The organism is Streptomyces sp. NPDC045899 (assembly GCF_056431485.1).
Genome location: NZ_JBWKKP010000023.1, coordinates 12,471 through 31,344 on the forward strand (window position 1 = coordinate 12,471; position 18,874 = coordinate 31,344).

15 protein-coding genes are annotated in these 18,874 nt (G+C 71.4%); 9 read left to right on the forward strand and 6 right to left on the reverse strand.

Annotated features, from left to right (window positions below; translation table 11 throughout):
* A complete protein-coding gene (gene glpK / locus AC07FT_RS27960; RefSeq protein WP_479178635.1) occupies window positions 1-1,551 on the forward strand; it encodes a glycerol kinase GlpK in 1,551 nt (516 codons plus the stop codon).
* An 89-nt stretch (window positions 1,552-1,640) separates the two neighbouring features.
* Here the strand turns inward: glpK and AC07FT_RS27965 are convergent, their stop codons facing one another.
* Genes AC07FT_RS27965 through AC07FT_RS27980 form a run of 4 tightly spaced genes read right to left on the reverse strand, consistent with a single transcriptional unit; the run spans window position 1,641 to window position 5,816 of the window.
* Window positions 1,641-2,234 carry a GTP-binding protein gene (locus AC07FT_RS27965; RefSeq protein ID WP_471204731.1) on the reverse strand — a complete coding sequence of 198 codons (594 nt, stop codon included), beginning with the start codon at window positions 2,232-2,234 and terminating at the stop codon, window positions 1,641-1,643.
* Window positions 2,215-2,610, reverse strand: a complete 396-nt coding sequence (locus tag AC07FT_RS27970) for a DUF742 domain-containing protein (protein WP_254747530.1) — start codon at window positions 2,608-2,610, stop codon at window positions 2,215-2,217. The genes AC07FT_RS27965 and AC07FT_RS27970 overlap by 20 nt, the downstream gene beginning before the upstream one ends.
* Before the next feature lie 15 nt (window positions 2,611-2,625).
* Window positions 2,626-3,054 (reverse strand): roadblock/LC7 domain-containing protein, encoded by a 429-nt coding sequence (locus AC07FT_RS27975; protein ID WP_254747528.1) that lies wholly within the window; start codon window positions 3,052-3,054, stop codon window positions 2,626-2,628.
* A complete protein-coding gene (locus tag AC07FT_RS27980; protein WP_479178637.1) occupies window positions 3,051-5,816 on the reverse strand; it encodes a nitrate- and nitrite sensing domain-containing protein in 2,766 nt (921 codons plus the stop codon). Before AC07FT_RS27980 ends, AC07FT_RS27975 begins: the two co-directional genes overlap by 4 nt.
* Window positions 5,817-6,190: 374 nt before the next feature.
* On the opposite strand from AC07FT_RS27980, the gene AC07FT_RS27985 reads away from it, so the two are divergent.
* Window positions 6,191-6,622: a hypothetical protein gene (locus AC07FT_RS27985; protein WP_471204735.1), complete on the forward strand. Its 432-nt coding sequence runs from the start codon at window positions 6,191-6,193 to the stop codon at window positions 6,620-6,622.
* Here the strand turns inward: AC07FT_RS27985 and AC07FT_RS27990 are convergent.
* Together AC07FT_RS27990 and AC07FT_RS27995 are read right to left on the reverse strand one after the other, a co-directional pair.
* Complete coding sequence (locus tag AC07FT_RS27990; protein WP_479178639.1) at window positions 6,570-7,766, reverse strand: NAD(P)/FAD-dependent oxidoreductase; 1,197 nt, start codon at window positions 7,764-7,766, stop codon at window positions 6,570-6,572. The two genes, AC07FT_RS27985 and AC07FT_RS27990, sit on opposite strands and share 53 nt — an antisense overlap.
* Window positions 7,763-8,125, reverse strand: a complete 363-nt coding sequence (locus AC07FT_RS27995) for a bifunctional 3-phenylpropionate/cinnamic acid dioxygenase ferredoxin subunit (protein WP_471204739.1) — start codon at window positions 8,123-8,125, stop codon at window positions 7,763-7,765. Before AC07FT_RS27995 ends, AC07FT_RS27990 begins: the two co-directional genes overlap by 4 nt.
* Window positions 8,126-8,274: 149 nt before the next feature.
* Here AC07FT_RS27995 and AC07FT_RS28000 point away from each other — a divergent pair, with 149 nt between their 5' ends.
* The 7 genes from AC07FT_RS28000 (at window position 8,275) to AC07FT_RS28030 (ending at window position 18,769) form a co-directional block, all read left to right on the forward strand.
* Window positions 8,275-9,072, forward strand: coding sequence for an IclR family transcriptional regulator (locus AC07FT_RS28000; RefSeq protein ID WP_471204741.1), 798 nt, complete (start codon window positions 8,275-8,277; stop codon window positions 9,070-9,072).
* Window positions 9,073-9,398: 326 nt separating this feature from the next.
* On the forward strand, window positions 9,399-10,484 hold the full coding sequence (locus tag AC07FT_RS28005; protein WP_479178641.1) for an S-(hydroxymethyl)mycothiol dehydrogenase: 1,086 nt from the start codon (window positions 9,399-9,401) through the stop codon (window positions 10,482-10,484).
* On the forward strand, window positions 10,481-12,940 hold the full coding sequence (locus AC07FT_RS28010; protein WP_479178643.1) for a GcvT family protein: 2,460 nt from the start codon (window positions 10,481-10,483) through the stop codon (window positions 12,938-12,940). Before AC07FT_RS28005 ends, AC07FT_RS28010 begins: the two co-directional genes overlap by 4 nt.
* A 76-nt stretch (window positions 12,941-13,016) precedes the next feature.
* Window positions 13,017-14,174: an aromatic ring-hydroxylating oxygenase subunit alpha gene (locus tag AC07FT_RS28015; RefSeq protein ID WP_479178644.1), complete on the forward strand. Its 1,158-nt coding sequence runs from the start codon at window positions 13,017-13,019 to the stop codon at window positions 14,172-14,174.
* Entirely contained in the window at window positions 14,171-15,637 is a 1,467-nt protein-coding gene (locus tag AC07FT_RS28020; protein WP_479178646.1) for an aldehyde dehydrogenase family protein, read from the forward strand. Before AC07FT_RS28015 ends, AC07FT_RS28020 begins: the two co-directional genes overlap by 4 nt.
* 16 nt (window positions 15,638-15,653) lie before the next feature.
* Window positions 15,654-17,198 carry an APC family permease gene (locus tag AC07FT_RS28025; RefSeq protein WP_471204751.1) on the forward strand — a complete coding sequence of 515 codons (1,545 nt, stop codon included), beginning with the start codon at window positions 15,654-15,656 and terminating at the stop codon, window positions 17,196-17,198.
* 23 nt (window positions 17,199-17,221) lie between these two features.
* Window positions 17,222-18,769: a GMC family oxidoreductase gene (locus AC07FT_RS28030; protein WP_479178648.1), complete on the forward strand. Its 1,548-nt coding sequence runs from the start codon at window positions 17,222-17,224 to the stop codon at window positions 18,767-18,769.
* Window positions 18,770-18,874 lie beyond the last annotated feature (105 nt).

Genomic DNA, 18,874 nt, shown 5'->3' on the forward strand with positions numbered 1-18,874 from the left:
ATGCCGAACCGCTCGGACACCTTTGTGGCCGCGATCGACCAGGGCACCACCTCCAGCCGCTGCATCATCTTCGACCACGGCGGCCGGATCGTCGCCGTCGACCAGCGTGAACACCGCCAGATCTTCCCCAAGCCGGGCTGGGTGGAGCATGACGCCACCGAGATCTGGGCCAAGGTGCAGGCGGTGGTGGCGGGTGCACTCGCCAAAGCCGGGCTGCGCGCGGACCAGCTGACCGCGCTGGGCATCACCAACCAGCGCGAGACGACGGTGCTGTGGGACCGGTCCACCGGCAAACCGGTGCACAACGCGATCGTCTGGCAGGACACCCGTACCGCCGCGCTCTGCGACGAGCTCGGCGGCGAACACGGCCAGGACCGCTTCCGGGACACCACCGGGCTGCCGCTGGCCAGTTACTTCTCCGGGCCGAAGGCCGCCTGGCTGCTGGACAACGTCCCCGGGCTGCGCCGCCGCGCCGAACTCGGTGAGATCGCCTTCGGCACCATCGACTCCTGGCTGATCTGGAACCTCACCGGCGGCACCGACGGCGGGGTGCACGTCACCGATGTCACCAACGCCGGACGCACCCTGCTGATGGACCTGGAAACCCTTCAGTGGGACGGCTCGATCCTGTCCGCCATGAACATCCCCGAGGCGATGCTGCCGGAGATCCGCTCCTCTGCCGAGGTGTACGGCACGGCGGTGGGCCAGCTCGCCGGAGTGCCGGTGGCCTCTGCCCTCGGTGACCAGCAGGCCGCGGTGTTCGGCCAGACCTGCTACGGCGTGGGCGAGGCCAAGAACACCTATGGCACCGGGAGTTTCCTGCTGCTGAACACCGGCGACCGTCCGGTGCCCTCCAAGAGCGGACTGCTGACCACGATGGGCTACCGGCTCGGCGGTGAGCGGCCCGTCTACTGTCTGGAGGGCTCGATCGCCATCACCGGGGCGCTGGTGCAGTGGTTCCGGGACCAGCTGGGCATCATCCGTTCCGCGGACGAGATCGAACCGCTGGCCGCGAGCGTGTCCGACAACGGTGGGGCGTACATCGTCCCGGCGTTCTCCGGGCTGTTCGCCCCGTACTGGCGCTCCGACGCGCGGGGCGTGGTCACCGGTCTGACCCGGTACGTCACCAAGGCGCATCTGGCCCGGGCCGTACTGGAGGCCACCAGCTGGCAGACGCGTGAGGTGGTCGACGCGATGTACCAGGACTCCGGGGTGCGGATCACCACGCTCAAGGTCGACGGCGGGATGACCGCCAACGGGCTGCTGATGCAGCACCAGGCCGATGTGCTCGGTGTCCCGGTGATCCGTCCGGTGGTCTCCGAGACCACCTGTCTGGGCGCGGCGTACGCGGCCGGGCTGGCCACCGGGGTGTGGCAGGACCTCGACGAGCTGCGGACCCACTGGCAGCGCGACACCGAATGGACGCCGCGGATGGAGGCGGCGGAGCGGGAGCGCGAGTACGGCAACTGGCGCATGGCGGTGGAGCGCAGCTTCGGCTGGCACAAGGACGACCGGGGTGACCAGGGCCGGGCGGCGGACGCCGAGGCGTAGCGCCTGCCGGACACCACCGGCATGGGCGACGGCCCGTACCCCGGACGGCGGGGTACGGGCCGTGGTCGCGCCGGGCCCGGGACGGGGCGCTAGCGCCGGGTCGCCGAGGCCAGCATCGCGTGCTCGACCACCGAGATCAGGACGTTCTTGACGGACTCGCGCTCACGGGCGTCGCACAGGATGACCGGGGTGCCGGGGTCGAGGTCGAGCGCGTCGCGCACCGACTCCTCGGGGTAGCGGTCCGCGCCCTCGAAGCAGTTGACGGCCACCGTGAAGGCGATACCGCGCCGTTCGAAGTAGTCGATGGCGGCGAAGCAGTCCTCGAGCCGCCGGGTGTCGGCCAGCACCACCGCGCCCAGCGCACCGGTGGCGAGTTCGTCCCACAGGAACCAGAAACGGTCCTGTCCGGGGGTGCCGAAGAGGTAGAGGACGAGGTCCTCGCGGAGCGTGATGCGCCCGAAGTCCATCGCGACGGTGGTGGTCTTCTTGCCCTCCACCCCCGCGATGTCGTCGACCGGCCGGCCCGCCTCGGTGAGGAGCTCCTCGGTGCGCAGCGGTTTGATCTCGCTGACCGCGCCCACCAGGGTCGTCTTACCGGCGCCGAAGCCGCCCGCCACAAGTATCTTGAGCGTGACCGGTTCGACGATGGGAGAGCGGCCTAGGTCAGAGTGCCCGTAGACCATTGATCACCTCGCGCAGAATCCTCTCGTCCGGCAGTTCCGCCGGAGGTACTGGCCGGGACACTCGGACGAGTGCCGCGTGGAGCAGGTCACCGATGAGTACACGGACCACCCCGACCGGCAGGTCGAGTTCGGCCGCCAGCTCGGCGACGGACTGTGGGGTACCGCGGCTCATCTCGACGATGTCGATGTGCTCCGGGGACAACGTCTGGTCAGTGACGGTCCGTTGGTGCACAGCGTCGGCGACGACGACCGCGATCAGATCGAGCTTTCCCTCCGCGGCGCTGCGGGTGCGCCCCCGTGTCATCGCGTAGGGCCGGACCACCGGTCCGGCAGCGTCGTCGAACCAACGGCCGGTCTGTTCCCCGCCTCGGGTCATGTCCCCCGGCCTCCGTCACCCGCCGGCGCGCGGAGCGGAGCCCAGATGTGCGCCCACCCGCTTCACCAGCAGCGTCATCTCGTAGGCCACCTGTCCGACATCGGAGTCGGCGTCGGCGAGCACCGCCAGGCAACTGCCGTCGCCCGCCGCGGTGACGAACAGGAAGGCGTCGTCGAGTTCGATGATGGTCTGCCGCACCCGGCCGACGTCGAAGTGGCGGCCGACGCCCTTGGCGAGGCTGTGGAACCCGGACGCCACGGCGGCCAGGTGCTCACCGTCCTCCCGGGACAGATCCCGGGAGCCGCCGGTGGGCAGACCGTCCCCGGACAGGACCAGCGCCTTGCGGATGCTGCCCACCCGTCCGACCAGTTCGTCAAGCAGCCAGTTGAGTTCGCCCGACGTCCGTGCCGAGGCGTTCCGTGCTGCGGCGTTCGATGCGGTCATCGACCGTCCCCCTCATGTGTCGTTCCTGGTGCTGTGTCCGGCGCCCCGGGACCGCTGCCCGTCTGCCGCCGACCGCGCTGCCAACCCCGCTGGAGCGAGGCCATGGTGGCCCGCGCCTGCTCGGCCTCCCGTTCGGGATCGGTGTCCGCAGGGTACCTGTCCGCCTCGTTCGCTTGCGTGGGGTCGTTCCTCAGCTGCGGGGCCAGGCTGGCCTGCCGGACGCGCCGGGGCAGTCCGGAGGCCGAACGCTGCGATGGCACCGGACGTTCGGGCGTCCGGTCCGCCGCCCAGGACGGGCCACGGTCCTGGCCCGGTCCCGGTGTGTGCCCCGAGCCGTATCCCTGGCCCTGGCCCGGTGCCTGTCCCCGCGCCACCGGGGCCGGTCCCTGGGCCGGGTCCGGCCGTTCGGCCCGGGAGGGCTGGTCGACGCTGTGCGGGCGGGCGTGCCGGCCCCCGCTGGAGGCATTGCCCTCGACCGGGCGGCCGTGGTCGGAGACCAGTACCGGCGGGACGCGGCGGGGCAGCGGGGCGGGGCCGTTGCCGGGCAGTGGCTGCGGAGCGGGCTGGTGCCGCTCGGCCTCGGGGACGGGGCGCTGGCCGGGCAGCCCACGGGCCCGGAAGATCCCGCCGAGTTCCTCGTCCTCCTCGGGCTCCTGGACCGGGTGCGGGGAGACCGGTGGTTCGAGCTCGACCGGTCCATTGATCGGCGGCAGGGTCCGGGTCGGACCGGACGGGAAGGCCACGGCCGCCGAGGGGTCCTCGAACGGGGCGGTCCGTTCCTGGACCGCCTGGAGCCTGCTCTGCGGGCCGAGCCGGTCGTAGCTCTGCCCGCGGCCGCGGTCGGCGTCGTCGTCCCCGGCGTCATCGTCGTTGAGCAGGGTGCCGGGGATGAGGACGACGGCCGTGGTGCCGCCGTACGGCGAGGGCTGGAGCGAGACGCGGACGCCCTGGCGCTGGGCGAGCCGGCTGACCACGAACAGACCGAGCCGGTCGGTGTCGGACAGCTCGAACTCGGGGGTCTCGGCGAGCCGGAGGTTGGCCTCCATGAGCGCGTCGGGAGTCATCCCGAGGCCACGGTCGTGGATCTCCAGGGTGAAGCCCTTGGCCACCCGCTCACCGTGCACCTGGACGGCGGTGTGCGGCGGGGAGAACACGGTCGCGTTCTCCAGCAGTTCGGCGATGAGGTGGGTGAGGTCGCCGACAGCCGGGCCGTTGACGGCCAGCCGGGGCATCCGGCGGACCTCGATCCGCTCGTAGTCCTCGACCTCGGCGACGGCGGCGCGCACCACGTCCATCAGCTGGATCGGCTTGCGCCACTGCCGCGAGGGCGCGGCGCCGGAGAGGATGACCAGGCCCTCGGCGTGCCGCCGCATACGGGTGGTCATATGGTCCAGCCGGAACAGGTCGGCGAGTTCGTCGGTGTCCTCGGTGCGCCGCTCCATGGTGTCGAGCAGCGTGAGCTGACGGTGCAGCAGCACCTGGCTGCGGCGGGCGAGGTTGACGAAGACCTCGGAGACGCCCTGGCGGAGCTCCGCCTGTTTGACGGCGGCCTCGACGGCGGCCCGCTGGAGGGTGTTGACGGCCTGGCCGACCTGGCCCATCTCATCGGGGCCGTAGTCGAGCCGGGGCGCCTCGGTCTCGACGTCCACCTTCTCCCCCGCGCCGAGGCGGCGCATCACGCTGGGCAGCCGGACGCTGGCGACCTCCTGGGCGTCCTTGCGGAGCCCGGAGAGGTCGCGGACCAGCGCGCGGCCGATCCGGAACGAGACGAAGACCGAGATGACCAGGGCCAGCAGACCGAGGATGCCGGCCGCGCCCGCCTTGAGCATCACGCTGTTGGCGACCGGGTCGATCCGGTCCTGGAGCCGGTCGGTGGCCTCGTCGCCGAGCCGGTCGTAGTCGTTGAGCACCGGCCCCGCGGCGGCCTCCCAGTGCTCCTGGTCCAGAGCCTTGATGGCCACCTTGGGATCCATCGTGGACAGGATCTTGCCCTCGGCGATCCGCAGCGCGGCGGGGGCGGAGTTGGTGCGCCGGTAGTCGGCGAAGATCTTCTGCTCCGAGGCGGGCAGGATCGGCAGATTGGTCTCGTAGAGCAGGGTGCGCTCGGCGATGAGGTCGGACATCGCCTGGAGGTCGGCCAGCGTCATCTTGCGCGCCGTGAGCCCCGAGACGTAGAGGGCGTCCTCGCGGGAGAGCGCCTCCCGGGCGCGGATCATCGCGACCAGTGCCCGGCCCTGCTTGTCCAGGTCGGTATCGGGCACGGCATGCAGCGAACTGCGGAACGTGTAGCAGAGGTCGACGAGTTTGTTGTAGTACTCATACGCTGCGGTCCGGGTGATGCCGTTGTCCTCGACCTTCCGGCGCAGACTGTCGAGGCCGTCGGCCGCCTTGAGGATCGCGCCGAGCTGGTCCCGGGAGTCGCCGTTCATGAGGTCGCGTACGTCGCCGTCCGCGGCGGCCTCCCGCAGGGTGCCGATGACCTCATCGGTCTTGCGCTGCTGTGTATGCAGCACGGGCAGCGCGTCCGACTGGCGGGGATCCGCGAGCAGGATGAGGGTCTGCCGCCGTTCCTTCTGGACGGCGTGCACCGCTTCCTCCGCCGGCTGGCCCGCCTTGTCGATGATGTCCGATGCGTCCAGCAGCTGCATCGCTTCCCGACCAGTGATCACTGTAGCGAAGGCCCAGATTGCCGTCAGTGAGACAAGCGGCACCAGCAACAGCGCCACGATCTTCCGGCGGATGGACTTCCCGCGAAAGCGCATGGCCTCCCCAACGTCAACCCCCTTGCACGGGGGCGGTGTTCGATGTTCCGACAACGAGCGGGCGCGAGCCTACTACTGCATGTCGGCCATCTCGAAGGGCTGTCCGGTTGATGCAGTGATCAACCCACCCTTCATGATCGGGAGTTGTCGGGCCATTGTCCGACTTACCCCCCGGTTCGTGGCACCCACCTGCCGCTCTTCGAGTGGTCGTAAGCGGGGAGTGTTGGCCGGTTTTCCTCTCCCCACCCTCCGGGGCGGGGAACTTCCGTCGTCCGCCGTTCGTGACGTTACGGGGGACATCAAGGGGGCATACGTCCCAAGTACCGCTATCTGGGCAGGCGGGCCGGGGCAGCCGTGGGAAGGGGTGGAGCGTCATGGACGCCGTACACGACGCCATGGACAAGGATCGCGACATCCCGGTGCGGGCCGCCCGGCCGCTGTGGACCGAGGAGCCGGCCCGCCGCAGGCGGCTGCCCGACCCGGTCCGCACGGCGGCGGTGCGGGCGGTGATCATCGTGGCGGTGACGCTGGTGCAGGCGATGGTGGCGGTGCTGTGCACCTTCGCCGGTTCGTGGTTCGCCTTCCCCGCCGTGCTCGCCACGGTGGCGAGCACGGTGGTGGCGACCTGGGGCGTGCTGGACGTCTGGGTGACCCGCCAGGTCTGGAACCAGCGCTACGGGGTGGTGTCCCGGCCCAGCAGCACGGCGCGGGAGCTGCGCCGCCGGCGCCGGGAGGCGCGCACGGCGCAGCGGATCACCGCCCGGCCGGCTGCGGAGCGCGGGCGAGCTCGCGGCGCAGCCGCATGAACGGCCGCGGCCGGTTGATACCGAGCACGGCGGTGGGGCTGCCGTCCCGTTCGTAGACCGCCAGCAGTCCGGCACCGGGGTCGGCGGGGTCACCCTCGTCGATCCGGACGGTGTCACCGGGGTCGCGCCGCCCGGCGTACTGGATCCGGGCGCCGTACTGGTCGGACCAGAAGTAGGGCAGCGCGGTGAACGGCTCGACGGTGGATCCGGCGAGCAGATTGCGGGCGGCCACCCCACCCTGTTCCATCCCGCTGGTCCAGTGTTCGGCGCGGACGGTGCGTCCGGTGCCGGGCCGGGCGAGCCGGGCCACATCGCCGACGGCCACCACATTGGGCAGCGCGGTGACACAGCCCTCGTCGCACAGCACCCCGTCCTCGAGGCCGAGCCCGGAGCCCTCCAGCCAGCCGGTGACGGGGCGCACGCCGATGCCGACGACCACCACGTCCGCGGGGAGCACCCGGCCGTCGGCGAGTTCCACACCGGTGACCCGGTCGGTGCCGCGCAGGGTCGCCACCTGAGTGCCGCACAGCAGGGTCACCCCGCCGGCGCGGTGCAGCGCGGCGCAGACCCCGGCCAGCTCCGTGCCGAGCTGGGGCACCAGCGGCAGCGGCGCCGCCTCGACCACGGTGACGTCGAGTCCCAGGGCGGCGCAGGAGGAGGCGACCTCGGCACCGATGAACCCGGCGCCGATCACCACCGCCCGGGCGGCGCCCGCGCGCAGTTCGGCGCGGAGCCGGGCGGCGTCGTCGAGGGTGCGCAGGGTGTGCACCCCGGGGAGGGCGGTGGCGTGCAGGGTGCGGGGCGCGGCGCCGGTGGCGATGACCACGCCGTCGGTGCGGACGGTGCGCCCGCCGGCGAGCCGGACCTCCCCCGCGGCGGGGTCCAGTGCCTCGGCCCGGATGCCGAGCAGCCACTCGGCGTCCAGCTCGGCCTCGTCCTCGGGATCGGTCAGGGCGAGCGGGGCGGGGTCGCCGTCCGGATCTCCGGGACGGGTGAGGAATTCCTTGGACAGCGGCGGGCGGTCATAGGGGCGGTGGCGCTCCTCCCCGACGATCACCAGCCGCCCGTCGAAACCGTGGGAGCGCAGGCCCCGCGCCGCGTGCAGTCCGGCGAGCGAGGCCCCGACGACGGTGACCGTCCTCATGCGACGGCTTCTTCCTGGACCGCGTGGACCGGCTCGGCGGGAACACCGTGCACCGCGGGGTGGACATACAGCATTCCGTCGACGACCGTGACAGCGTGGGTCCGTACGGGCTTGCGGGCGGGCAGGCAGGTGGGCATGCCGGAGCGCAGGTCGAACAGGGCCGCGTGCAGCGGGCATTCGACATAGCAGCCTTCCAGCCAGCCTTCCGAGAGGGAGGCGTCCTGGTGACTGCAGGTGTCGTCGATGGCGTAGAACGCGCCCTCGGAGTGGAACACGGCGATCGGCCCGCCGGTCTCGCCGGCCTCGATACGCACCGACTCGCCCTCCGGCAGGTCCTCGATACGGCAGACGGGAATCATTGGCCCCCCTCACGTTGATCGGTATCATGCGTTCTGAATGGCGCATCGGAAAGCGCGATGCGCAACAGAATCCAGATCGGGAAGGCAGCCGTCAAGAGTTCCCCGTCGAGGGGCCCCACGCGAAGCCGCCGGATGGTGAGATCAGAACCATGACGAAGACGACCGAGGACCGGGCCGAGGAGAAGCGGGGGACCGCCGGGGCAGTGCAATCGGTGGACAGGGCGGTCAGCGTCCTGGAGATCCTCGCCAAACTGGGCGAGGCCGGAGTGACCGAGATCGCCGACGAGCTGGGGGTGCACAAGTCGACCGCCTTCCGGCTGCTCGGCGTCCTGGAGAACCGCGGGCTGGTCGGCCAGGAGCGGGAACGGGGGAAGTACTACCTGGGCGCGGGGGTGCTCAGACTCGCCGGCGCCGCCGCCATCCGCCTGGACATCTCGCAGGAGGGCGCCCCGGTGTGCCGGGCGCTGGCCGACGAGACCGGTGAGACGGCCAATATCGCCGTACTGGACGGCGACGCGGCGGTCAACATCATGCAGGCGCGCGGCGCCGCCGCGGTCACCGCCTTCAACTGGCTGGGCCGCCGCACCGCGCTGCACGCCACCGCGAGCGGCAAGGTGCTGCTCGCCCATCTGACCGGCGAGCGGCGGGAGCGGCTGGTGACACGGAAGCTGCCGCGGTTCACCGAGCACACCCTCACCACCTCCGCCGAGCTGCGGCAGCAGCTGGAGACGGCCGCGGAGCGCGGCTTCGCCTACTCCTGCGAGGAGCTGGAGATCGGGCTGAACGCGGTGGCAGCGCCGGTGCGCGGCCACGACGGGGCGGTCATCGGGGCCATCGGCGTCTCGGGACCGGCCTACCGGATGGCCCAGAGCCGCCTCCCCGACCTCGCCGAATACGCCGTGAAGACGGCGGAGGAGCTGTCCCGGAGGATGGGCTTCCCCGGCTGACCGCCGCACCGCCACCACCACCGCCACGAGGGGGCCGGATCCGTCCGGCCCCCTCGTCGTCGGTATGCCCTCCGCACCGCGGAAACGCCCGTACGCAGGGCCGACATGCGATGCCAACACGCCGTTACAGGTGGTTTACGCGTACCTCTTGACCGCGCGGGGGAGCGACTTTCAGGATGTCTCCCATCGCGCAACACGCCGCGCCATACGCAACTCGAGGGTAACCAGCGACCGTTGAACCGGCCGCCGTTACCGCGTCTCGAGTCCGCCATGCCAGCTCCCCACGCACCGGTCCCTGCGAGCGCAGGAGAACAGAGGAGTGAGCCATGCCGCAAGAAGCCCGCGCCGCCGTCGCGGTCAAGAAGGGCGCCCCCGTGGAGGTGGTGCCGATCATCGTGCCCGATCCCGGCCCCGGCGAGGTGCTGGTGGCCGTCCAGGCGTGCGGGGTGTGCCACACCGATCTGCACTACCGGGAGGGCGCGATCGGTGACGAGTTCCCGTATCTGCTCGGGCACGAGGCGGCGGGGACCGTGGAGGCCGTGGGGCCGGGCGTCACCGGGCTCGCCCCCGGCGACTACGTCGTCCTGGCCTGGCGCGCACCCTGCGGCGGCTGCCGCTCCTGCCGCCGGGGCCGCCCGTGGTACTGCTTCGACAGCCGCAACGCCGCCCAGCCGATGACCCTCGCGGACGGCACCCCGCTCAGCCCGGCCCTGGGCATCGGGGCGTTCGCCGAGAAGACCCTGGTCGCGGCGGGCCAGGCGGTGAAGATCGACCCGTCCGCGCGTCCCGAGGCGGCGGGCCTGATCGGCTGCGGGGTGATGGCCGGTTACGGCGCGGCCGTCCACACCGGCCAGGTCTCCAACGGGGACACGGTGGCCGTCATCGGCTGCGGCGGGGTCGGCAACGCGGCCATCACCGGTGCCTCGCTGGCCGGGGCCCGCCGGGTGATCGCCGTCGACATCGACGACAAGAAGCTGGACGCGGCCACCCGCTTCGGCGCCACCGACACCGTCAACTCCCGCGGCACCGACCCGGTCGAGGCGGTGCGCGAGCTGACCGGCGGCTTCGGCGCCGATGTGGTCATCGACGCGGTGGGCCGCCCCGAGACCTACCGCCAGGGCTTCTATATGCGCGACCACGCCGGGGTGCTGGTGCAGGTCGGCGTACCGGACCCGGAGATGCGGATCGACCTGCCGCTGATCGACCTGTTCTCCCGCGGCGGCGCCCTGAAGTCCTCCTGGTACGGCGACTGTCTGCCCAGCCGGGACTTCCCCGTCCTGGTCGACCTCCACCTCAGCCGCAAACTGGACCTGGAGGCGTTCATCACCGAGACCATCGCCCTGGACGCGGTGGAGTCGGCGTTCGCCAAGATGCAGCGCGGCGAGGTGCTGCGGTCGGTGGTGGTCCTGTGAACGGGCGGACGACCGACAGGCAGCAGCGCGTCATCGTCATCGGCGCCGGTATCGTCGGCTGCTCGCTGGCCGACGAACTGACCGCCCGTGGCTGGAGCGAGGTCACGGTGCTGGAGCAGGGGCCGCTGCTGGCGCCCGGCGGCTCCACCTCGCACGCGCCCGGACTGGTCTTCCAGACCAGCCCCTCCAAGACCCTCACCGACTTCGCCGCCTACACCGTCGCGAAGTTCTCCGCCCTCGAGGTGGACGGACTGCCCTGCTTCAACCCGGTGGGCGGACTGGAGATCGCCACCAGCGAGGAGCGCTGGGCCGATCTGCACCGCAAGGCCGGACTCGCCGCCTCCTGGGGAGTGCGGGCCGAACTGCTCTCCCCCGAGCGCTGCGCGGAGCTGTGGCCCCTGCTGGACCGGGAGCGGATCCTCGGCGGTCTGCACACCCCGGACGACGGGCTCGCCCGCGCCCTGCTCGCCTCCCGCGCCCAGGTGGAGCGGGCCACCGGGCGCGGTGCCCGCTTCCTGGACCGGCACACCGTGACCGGGATCGAGCAGGAGGACGGCCGGGTCACCGGTGTCCTCACCGACCGGGGCCGCTTCGACGCCGACATCGTGGTCTCCGCCGCCGGGTTCTGGGGGCCGCTGATCGGCGAGATGGCCGGGGTGCCGGTTCCGCTGCTGCCGCTGGCCCACCAGTACGCCAGGACCGCGCCGCTGCCGGAGCTGGCGGGCCTGAACGACCCGCGCACCGAGGCGAACCGGCCGATCCTGCGGTTCCAGGACCGTGATCTGTACTACCGCGAGCACACCGACCGCATCGGCATCGGTTCCTACGCGCACCGGCCGATGCCGGTCGACGCGGCCGGGGTACCCGCCTACGACGACGCCCCCGTGATGCCCTCCTCGCTGCCGTTCACCGCCGAGGACTTCGCGCCCAGCTGGGAGGACAGCGTCGGACTGCTCCCGGCGCTCGGCGCCAGCCGGGTCGAGGAGGGGTTCAACGGCGTCTTCTCCTTCACTCCCGACGGGATGCCGGTCATCGGCGAATCCCGTGAGGTGCGCGGCTTCTGGCTGGCGGAGGCGGTGTGGGTGACCCACTCCGCGGGCGTCGCCAAGGCCGTCGCCGAGTGGATGACCGACGGGCGGACCACCACCGATGTCCACGGCTGCGATCTCTACCGCTTCGAGGACGCCCAGCGCTCCCCCGCCTATGTGGCCGAGCGCGGCGCGCAGAACTTCACCGAGGTCTACGACGTCATCCACCCGCTCCAGCCCATGGAGCGGCCCCGCCCGCTGCGGGTCAGCCCGTTCCATGTCCGCCAGCGGGAGCTGGGCGCGTACTTCCTGGAGGGCGGCGGCTGGGAGCGGCCGCACTGGTACGAGGCCAACGCCCCGCTCGCCGACGGCATCGAACTGCCCGAGCGCGACGCCTGGTCGGCCCGCTACTGGTCGCCGATCGCCGCCGCCGAGGCCCGGGCCACCCGGGAGCGGGTCGCGCTGTACGACATGACGCCGCTGAAGCGGCTGGAGGTCAGCGGGCGCGGCGCGCTCGCCTTCCTCCAGCGGATGACCACCAACCAGCTGGCGAAGAAGCCCGGTTCGGTCACCTACACCCTGCTGCTGGACGAGGCCGGTGGGGTGCGCAGCGATCTGACCGTGGCCCGGCTGGCGGAGAACCGCTTCCAGGTGGGCGCCAACAGCGGTCTCGACCTGGACTGGCTGCTGCGCCGCGCACCGGACGACGTCCACATCGCCGACATCACCCCCGGCACCTGCTGCATCGGGGTGTGGGGCCCGCTCGCCCGGGACCTGGTCCAGCCGCTCACCCGCGATGACTTCTCGCACGGCGCGTTCGGCTACTTCAAGGCCCGGCGGACCCACCTCGGCCATGTACCGGTCACCGCGATGCGGCTGAGCTACGTCGGTGAACTGGGCTGGGAGCTGTACACCACCGCCGATATGGGCCTACGGCTGTGGGACACCCTGTGGGAGGCGGGAGCGCGGCACGGTGTGATCGCCGCGGGACGCTCGGCCTTCAACAGCCTCCGGCTGGAGAAGGGGTACCGCGCCTGGGGCCATGACATGACCACCGAGCACGACCCGTACGAGGCCGGGGTCGGCTTCGCGGTCCGGATGGACAAGGGCGACTTCATCGGGCGGGCCGCGCTCGAGGGCCGCTCGGCGGAGACCGCGCGGCGCAGGCTGGCCTGTCTCACCCTGGATGACCCGGCCGCCCTGGTGATGGGCAGCGAGCCGGTGCTCGTCGACGGTGTGCCCGCGGGCTACGTGACCAGCGCCGCCTACGGCTACACCGTCGGCCGCACGGTGGCGTACGCCTGGCTGCCCGCCGCGGCCGCGGTGCCCGGCACCGCCGTGCACATCGAGTACTTCGGCGAGAAGGTCCCGGCGACCGTCGCCGAGGAGCCCCTCTTCGATCCGCGGATGACGCGGATCCGCCGCTGACCTCCCGGCGTCCGTATCCCCTTTCGGCTCTTCGAACCCGCCGGCCGAACCGCCGCGCCCGCCTGAGGAGAACCCCATGACCGTGGCCCCCGAATCCCCCGCCGCCACATCCCCCAGTCTGATCACCACGCTTCCCGGCCACTGGTACACCTCTCCCGGTGTCTTCCGCCAGGAGCAGGAGCACCTGTTCGAGGCCCTGTGGTACTGCGCCGTGCGCGGCGCCGACCTGGACCGCCCCGGAGCGTTCCGCACGGTGCAGGTCGGCCGGGAAAGCGTGCTGATCACCCGCAACCGCCGCGGTGAGCTGCGCGCGTTCCTCAACATCTGCCGCCACCGCGGCGCCCGGCTGTGCACCGAGGAGTCCGGTACGGTCCGGCGCTCGCTCCAGTGCCCGTACCACGCCTGGACCTACGATCTGGACGGCAGGCTCACCGCCGCTCCCAACCTCCAGAAGATGCCCGATATCGACCGGGTCGAACGCGGGCTGATCCCGGTGAGGCTGCGCGAATGGCTCGGCTACGCCTGGGTGTGCCTGGCCGATGAGCCACCGTCCTTCGAGGAGACGGTGATCGGGTCGGTCGCCGAACGGCTGGGCGACGCCGAGGCCGTGGAGCGGTACGACGTGGCGGGGCTCGCCCTGGGGCGCCGGATCAGCTATGACATCCGGGCCAACTGGAAACTGATCGTCGAGAACTTCATGGAGTGCTACCACTGCGCCACGATCCATCCGGAGCTGACCGAGGTGCTCCCGGAGTTCGCCGACGGTCTGGCCGCCCAGTACTTCGTGGGCCACGGCGCGGAGTTCGCCCAGGAGGCCGAGGGCTTCACGGTGGACGGCAGCGCGGGGTTCGACCGGATCACCGGGATCGCCGAGGAGCAGGACCGCCGCTACTACGCGATCACGGTGCGGCCGCAGGTCTTCATCAACCTGGTGCCCGACCATGTGATCGTCCACCGGATGTTCCCGCTCGCCGCCGATCGCACGCTGGTGGAGTGCGACTGGCTCTACGCCCCGGACGTCGTGGCCTCCGACCGGGACCTGTCGAAGTCGGTCGAACTGTTCCACCGCGTCAACACCCAGGACTTCGACGCCTGTGAGCGCACCCAGCCCGCGATGCACTCACGGGCGTACCGGCGCGGCGGGGTGCTCGTCCCGAGCGAGCACCACATCGGCGCCTTCCACCAGTGGGTGACCGAGCACGTCCCCACCCCGGAAGCGGAGGAATGCCCGTGAGTGATCTCTTCATCGGTGGCCAGTGGACCGGGGCGATCGACCAGCGCACCCGGGAGATCCGCTGCCCGGCCGACGGCTCGCTGGTGGCGGTCGTCGACGAGGGCGGCGGCAAGGACGCGGCCGAGGCCGTGGCCGCGGCCCGGCAGGCGTTCGACCAGGGGCCGTGGCCCCGCACCCCGGCGGCCGTCCGGGGCGATCTGCTGCTGCGCGTGGCGGACCTGCTGGAGCGGGACCGGGCCGGGCTCGCCCGCGCCGAGTCCCTCGACACCGGCAAACGGCTGGTGGAAAGCGAACTCGACATCGACGATGTCGCGGCCTGCTTCCGCTACTTCGGCACCCTGGTCCGCACCGAGGTGGACCGGGAGGTGGACACCGGTCTGGCGGACGCGGTCAGCCGGGTGGTCCATGAACCGGTCGGGGTCTGCGCCCTGATCACCCCGTGGAACTACCCGCTGCTGCAGACCTCGTGGAAGGTGGCGCCCGCGCTGGCCGCGGGCAACACCTTCGTCCTCAAGCCCAGTGAGCTGACGCCGAGCACCGCCATCGCCCTGATGCGGCTGCTGGCGGAGGCGGGACTGCCGGACGGGGTGGCCAATCTGGTGCTGGGCCCGGGGGCCGAGGCCGGGGCGCCGCTGACCGACAACCCCGATGTGGACCTGGTGTCCTTCACCGGGGGACTGCGGACCGGGCGGCGGATCATGGCGGCGGCCTCGGGCACCGTCAAACGGACCTCACTGGAGCTGGGCGGCAAGAACCCCAATGTGGTCTTCGCCGACGCGGACTTCGAGACGGCCGTGGACTACGCGCTCACCGCGGTCTTCCTGCACTCCGGACAGGTCTGTTCGGCCGGTGCCCGGCTGCTGGTGGAGGACTCGCTGCACGACGCCTTCGTCGAGGAGGTGGTGCGCCGCGCCGGGGCCATCCGGCTGGGGGGTCCGTTCGACGAGCGGGCCCAGACCGGTCCGCTGATCTCGGCTGCGCACCGGGCCAAGGTCGAGGCGTATGTGGCGGCGGGGATCGCGGAGGGGGCGCGGCTGCGCTGCGGCGGCGCCCGGCCCCAGGACCCGGCCCTGGCGGACGGCTACTACTACCTGCCGACCGTACTGGACCGATGCCACAGCGGGATGTCGGTACTGGCCGACGAATCCTTCGGCCCGGTGCTCACGGTGGAACGTTTCGCCTCCGAGGACGAGGCGGTCCGGCTGGCCAACGACACCATCTACGGACTCGCGGGGGCGGTGTGGTCCGGTGACGAGGGGCGGGCCCAGCGGGTCGCGTCCCGGCTGCGGCTGGGCACCGTATGGATCAACGACTACCACCCCTATCTGCCGCAGGCGGAGTGGGGCGGGTTCAAACAGTCCGGGACCGGGCGGGAGCTGGGGCCCAGCGGTCTCGCGGAGTACCGCGAGACCAAGCACATCTGGCGCAACACCCGTCCCCGCCCCCAGGGCTGGTTCGCCTGAATTCTGGAGTCCGCACATGCCCCCATCCCAGGATGACGCCGAACTCGCGGAGTTCGGCTACCGCCCCGAACTGAAGAGAACGCTCGGCAACTTCCACACCTTCGCCGCCGGGATCAGCTACATCTCCATCCTCACCGGCACCTTCCAGCTCTTCTACTTCGGCTACGGCCAGGGCGGACCCGCCTACTGGTGGTCCTGGCCGATGGTCTTCGGCGGACAGCTCATGGTGGCGCTGTGCTTCGCCGAGCTGGCCGCCCGCTATCCGGTCGCGGGCTCGGTCTACAACTGGTCCAAACGGCTGGGCAACGCCCATGTGGGCTGGCTGGCCGGATGGATGATGCTGGTCGCCTCGATCGTCTCGCTGGCCGCGGTGGCCCTGGCGTACCAGCTGACGCTGCCGCAGATCTCCTCGTCCTTCCAGTTCGTCGGGGACGGGAGCGGCCAGTACGACACGGCCGCCAACGCGGTGCTGCTGGCCACCGTGCTCATCCTCTTCACCACCCTGGTCAACGCCTTCGGGGTCAAGCTGATGGCCCGGATCAACACCGCGGGCGTCTTCCTCGAACTCATCGCCACCGTGGTGCTGATCGTGCTCTTCGCCGTCCATGTGGTGCGCGGTCCGGAGGTGGTCACCGAGACCGCGCACACCGGCTCCGGCCAGGGCCTCGGCTATCTGGGCGCCTTCCTCACCGCCTCGCTGGCCTCCGCGTACGTGATGTACGGCTTCGACACCGCGGCCTCGCTCGGTGAGGAGTCCCTGGACCCCTCGCGCAACGCGCCCCGCGCGATCCTGCGCGCGCTCATCGCCTCCTTCGTGCTGGGCGGGCTGATCCTGCTGCTGGGGCTGATGAGCGTGGGCAGTCTGACCGGCGAGGGGCTGTCCACCGACGGACTGCAGTACATCGTGCTCGACGTACTGGGCCCGACGGTCGGCAAGGCGATGCTGTGGTGCGTGCTGATCGCGGTGACCGTGTGCGCGCTGGCCGTGCACACCGCCGCCGTACGGCTGGCGTTCGCGATGGCACGGGACAACAACCTGCCCGCGGCCTCGCTGATGGCGCGGGTCAGCCCGCGCTTCAAGACCCCGGTACTGCCCGCGGTGATCGTCGGGGTGCTGGCGCTCGCCGTACTGGCCGTCAACATCCGCCAGCCGCAGATCTTCTCGGTGGTGACCAGCATCGGCATCATCATGATCTACCTCGCCTATCTGCTGGTGACGCTGCCGATGCTGGTGGCGCGGCTGCGCGGGCGGTGGACCCCGGCGGGCGAGGGGCGGTTCTCCCTCGGCCGGTTCGGGCTGCCGGTCAATCTGCTCGCGGTGCTGTGGGGTGCGGGGATGATGCTCAACCTCGCCTGGCCGCGGGACGCGGTCTACAACGCGGCCCCGCCGCACCACTGGTATCTGCGCTGGGGCGCGTTCCTCTTCGTGGGCACCGTCGCGCTCGGCGGCTTCGCCTATTACTGGTTCGTCCAGCGCCACCGCACCGGCGTACTGGCCGAGCACGCGGCCGTGGCCGGCACCGAGCCGTCCGGCACCCCCGTCCCCGCCGTCAGCGACTGAACGGAACCGAAGGAGGAGAAGCCATGGACGAGTTCGACTATGTGGTGGTCGGCGGCGGTACGGCCGGCAATGTGGTCGCGGCGCGGCTGAGCGAGGACCCTTCGGTCACGGTGTGTCTGCTGGAGGCGGGCCCCTCCGACGTCGGCGACGACAACGTACTGCGGCTGGACCGCTGGATGGGGCTGCTGGAGTCCGGCTACGACTGGGACTATCCGGTGGAGCCGCAGGAGCGCGGCAACAGCTTTATGCGGCACGCCCGCGCCAAGGTGCTGGGCGGCTGTTCCTCGCACAACTCCTGTATCGCCTTCTGGGCCCCGGCCGAGGATCTGGACGAATGGGCGGCGGGCGGCTGTACGGGCTGGAACGCCGCCGAGACGTTCCCCCTGTACCGCCGGCTGGAGACCAATGACGCGCCCGGCGACCACCACGGGCGCGGCGGTCCGGTCACCATCCGCACCGTGCCGCCCAAGGACCCGTGCGGGGCCGCGCTGCTGGAGGCGTGCGCCGAGGCGGGCATCCCCACCACCCCGTTCAACACCGGCACCACCGTGGTCCGCGGTGCGCACTGGTTCCAGATCAACTCCGATGAGGACAACACCCGTCAGTCCTCCTCCGTCGCCTATCTCCACCCGATCATGGGGAAGCGGCCCAATCTGGAGATCCGCACCGGGGTGCAGGCGAAACGGCTGGTGCTGGACGCGGACCGGCGCTGCACCGGGGTCGACTACCTCTCCCCCGATCTGATCCACACCCTGCGGGCGCGGGCCCGGCGGGAGGTGATCGTCTCCTGCGGTGCCATCGACTCCCCGAAGCTGCTGATGCTCTCCGGTATCGGCCCGGCGGACCATCTGCGCGAGAGCGGTATCGAGGTGGTCGTGGACGCGCCGGGTGTGGGCGAGAACCTCCAGGACCATCCGGAGGGGGTGATCATGTGGGAGGCCGAGCAGCCCATGGTCACCAGCTCCACCCAGTGGTGGGAGATCGGCATCTTCGCGGGCACCGAACCCGGTCTGGACCGGCCGGACCTGATGTTCCACTACGGCTCGGTGCCCTTCGACATGAACACCTACCGGCACGGCTACCCCACCTCCGAGAACGCCTTCTGCCTCACCCCCAACGTCACCCGCGCCCGCTCCACCGGCACCGTCCGGCTGCGCACCCGCGACTTCCGCGACAAACCCCGCGTCGACCCCCGCTACTTCACCCATGAACACGACATCCGCGTGATGACGTACGGACTGCGGCTGGCGCGGGAGATCGCGGCGCGGCCCGCACTGGCCGCCTGGGCGGGCGCCGAACTGGCCCCGGGGCCGGGGGTGACCACCGACGAGGAGCTGTTCGGCTACATCCGCGACACCCACAACACCGTCTACCACCCCGCGTGCACCGTGAAGATGGGCGCGCCCGACGATGTCTCGGCCCCGCTCGACCCCCGCTTGAGGGTGAAGGGGGTGAGCGGACTGCGGGTGTGTGACGGTTCGGTGATGCCGCACCTGGTCGCCGTCAACCCGTGCATCACCACGATGATGATCGGCGAGAAGTGCGCCGACATGATCAAGCAGGACAGCTAGCGGCGGCCCCGGGGCGCTTCAACAGGCCCCCGCTCGCGCCCCTTTCCGCCCCCTTCCGGATGCTCCGGAAGGGGGCGTCCTGGGATGCCCGACTCGTCCGTTCGG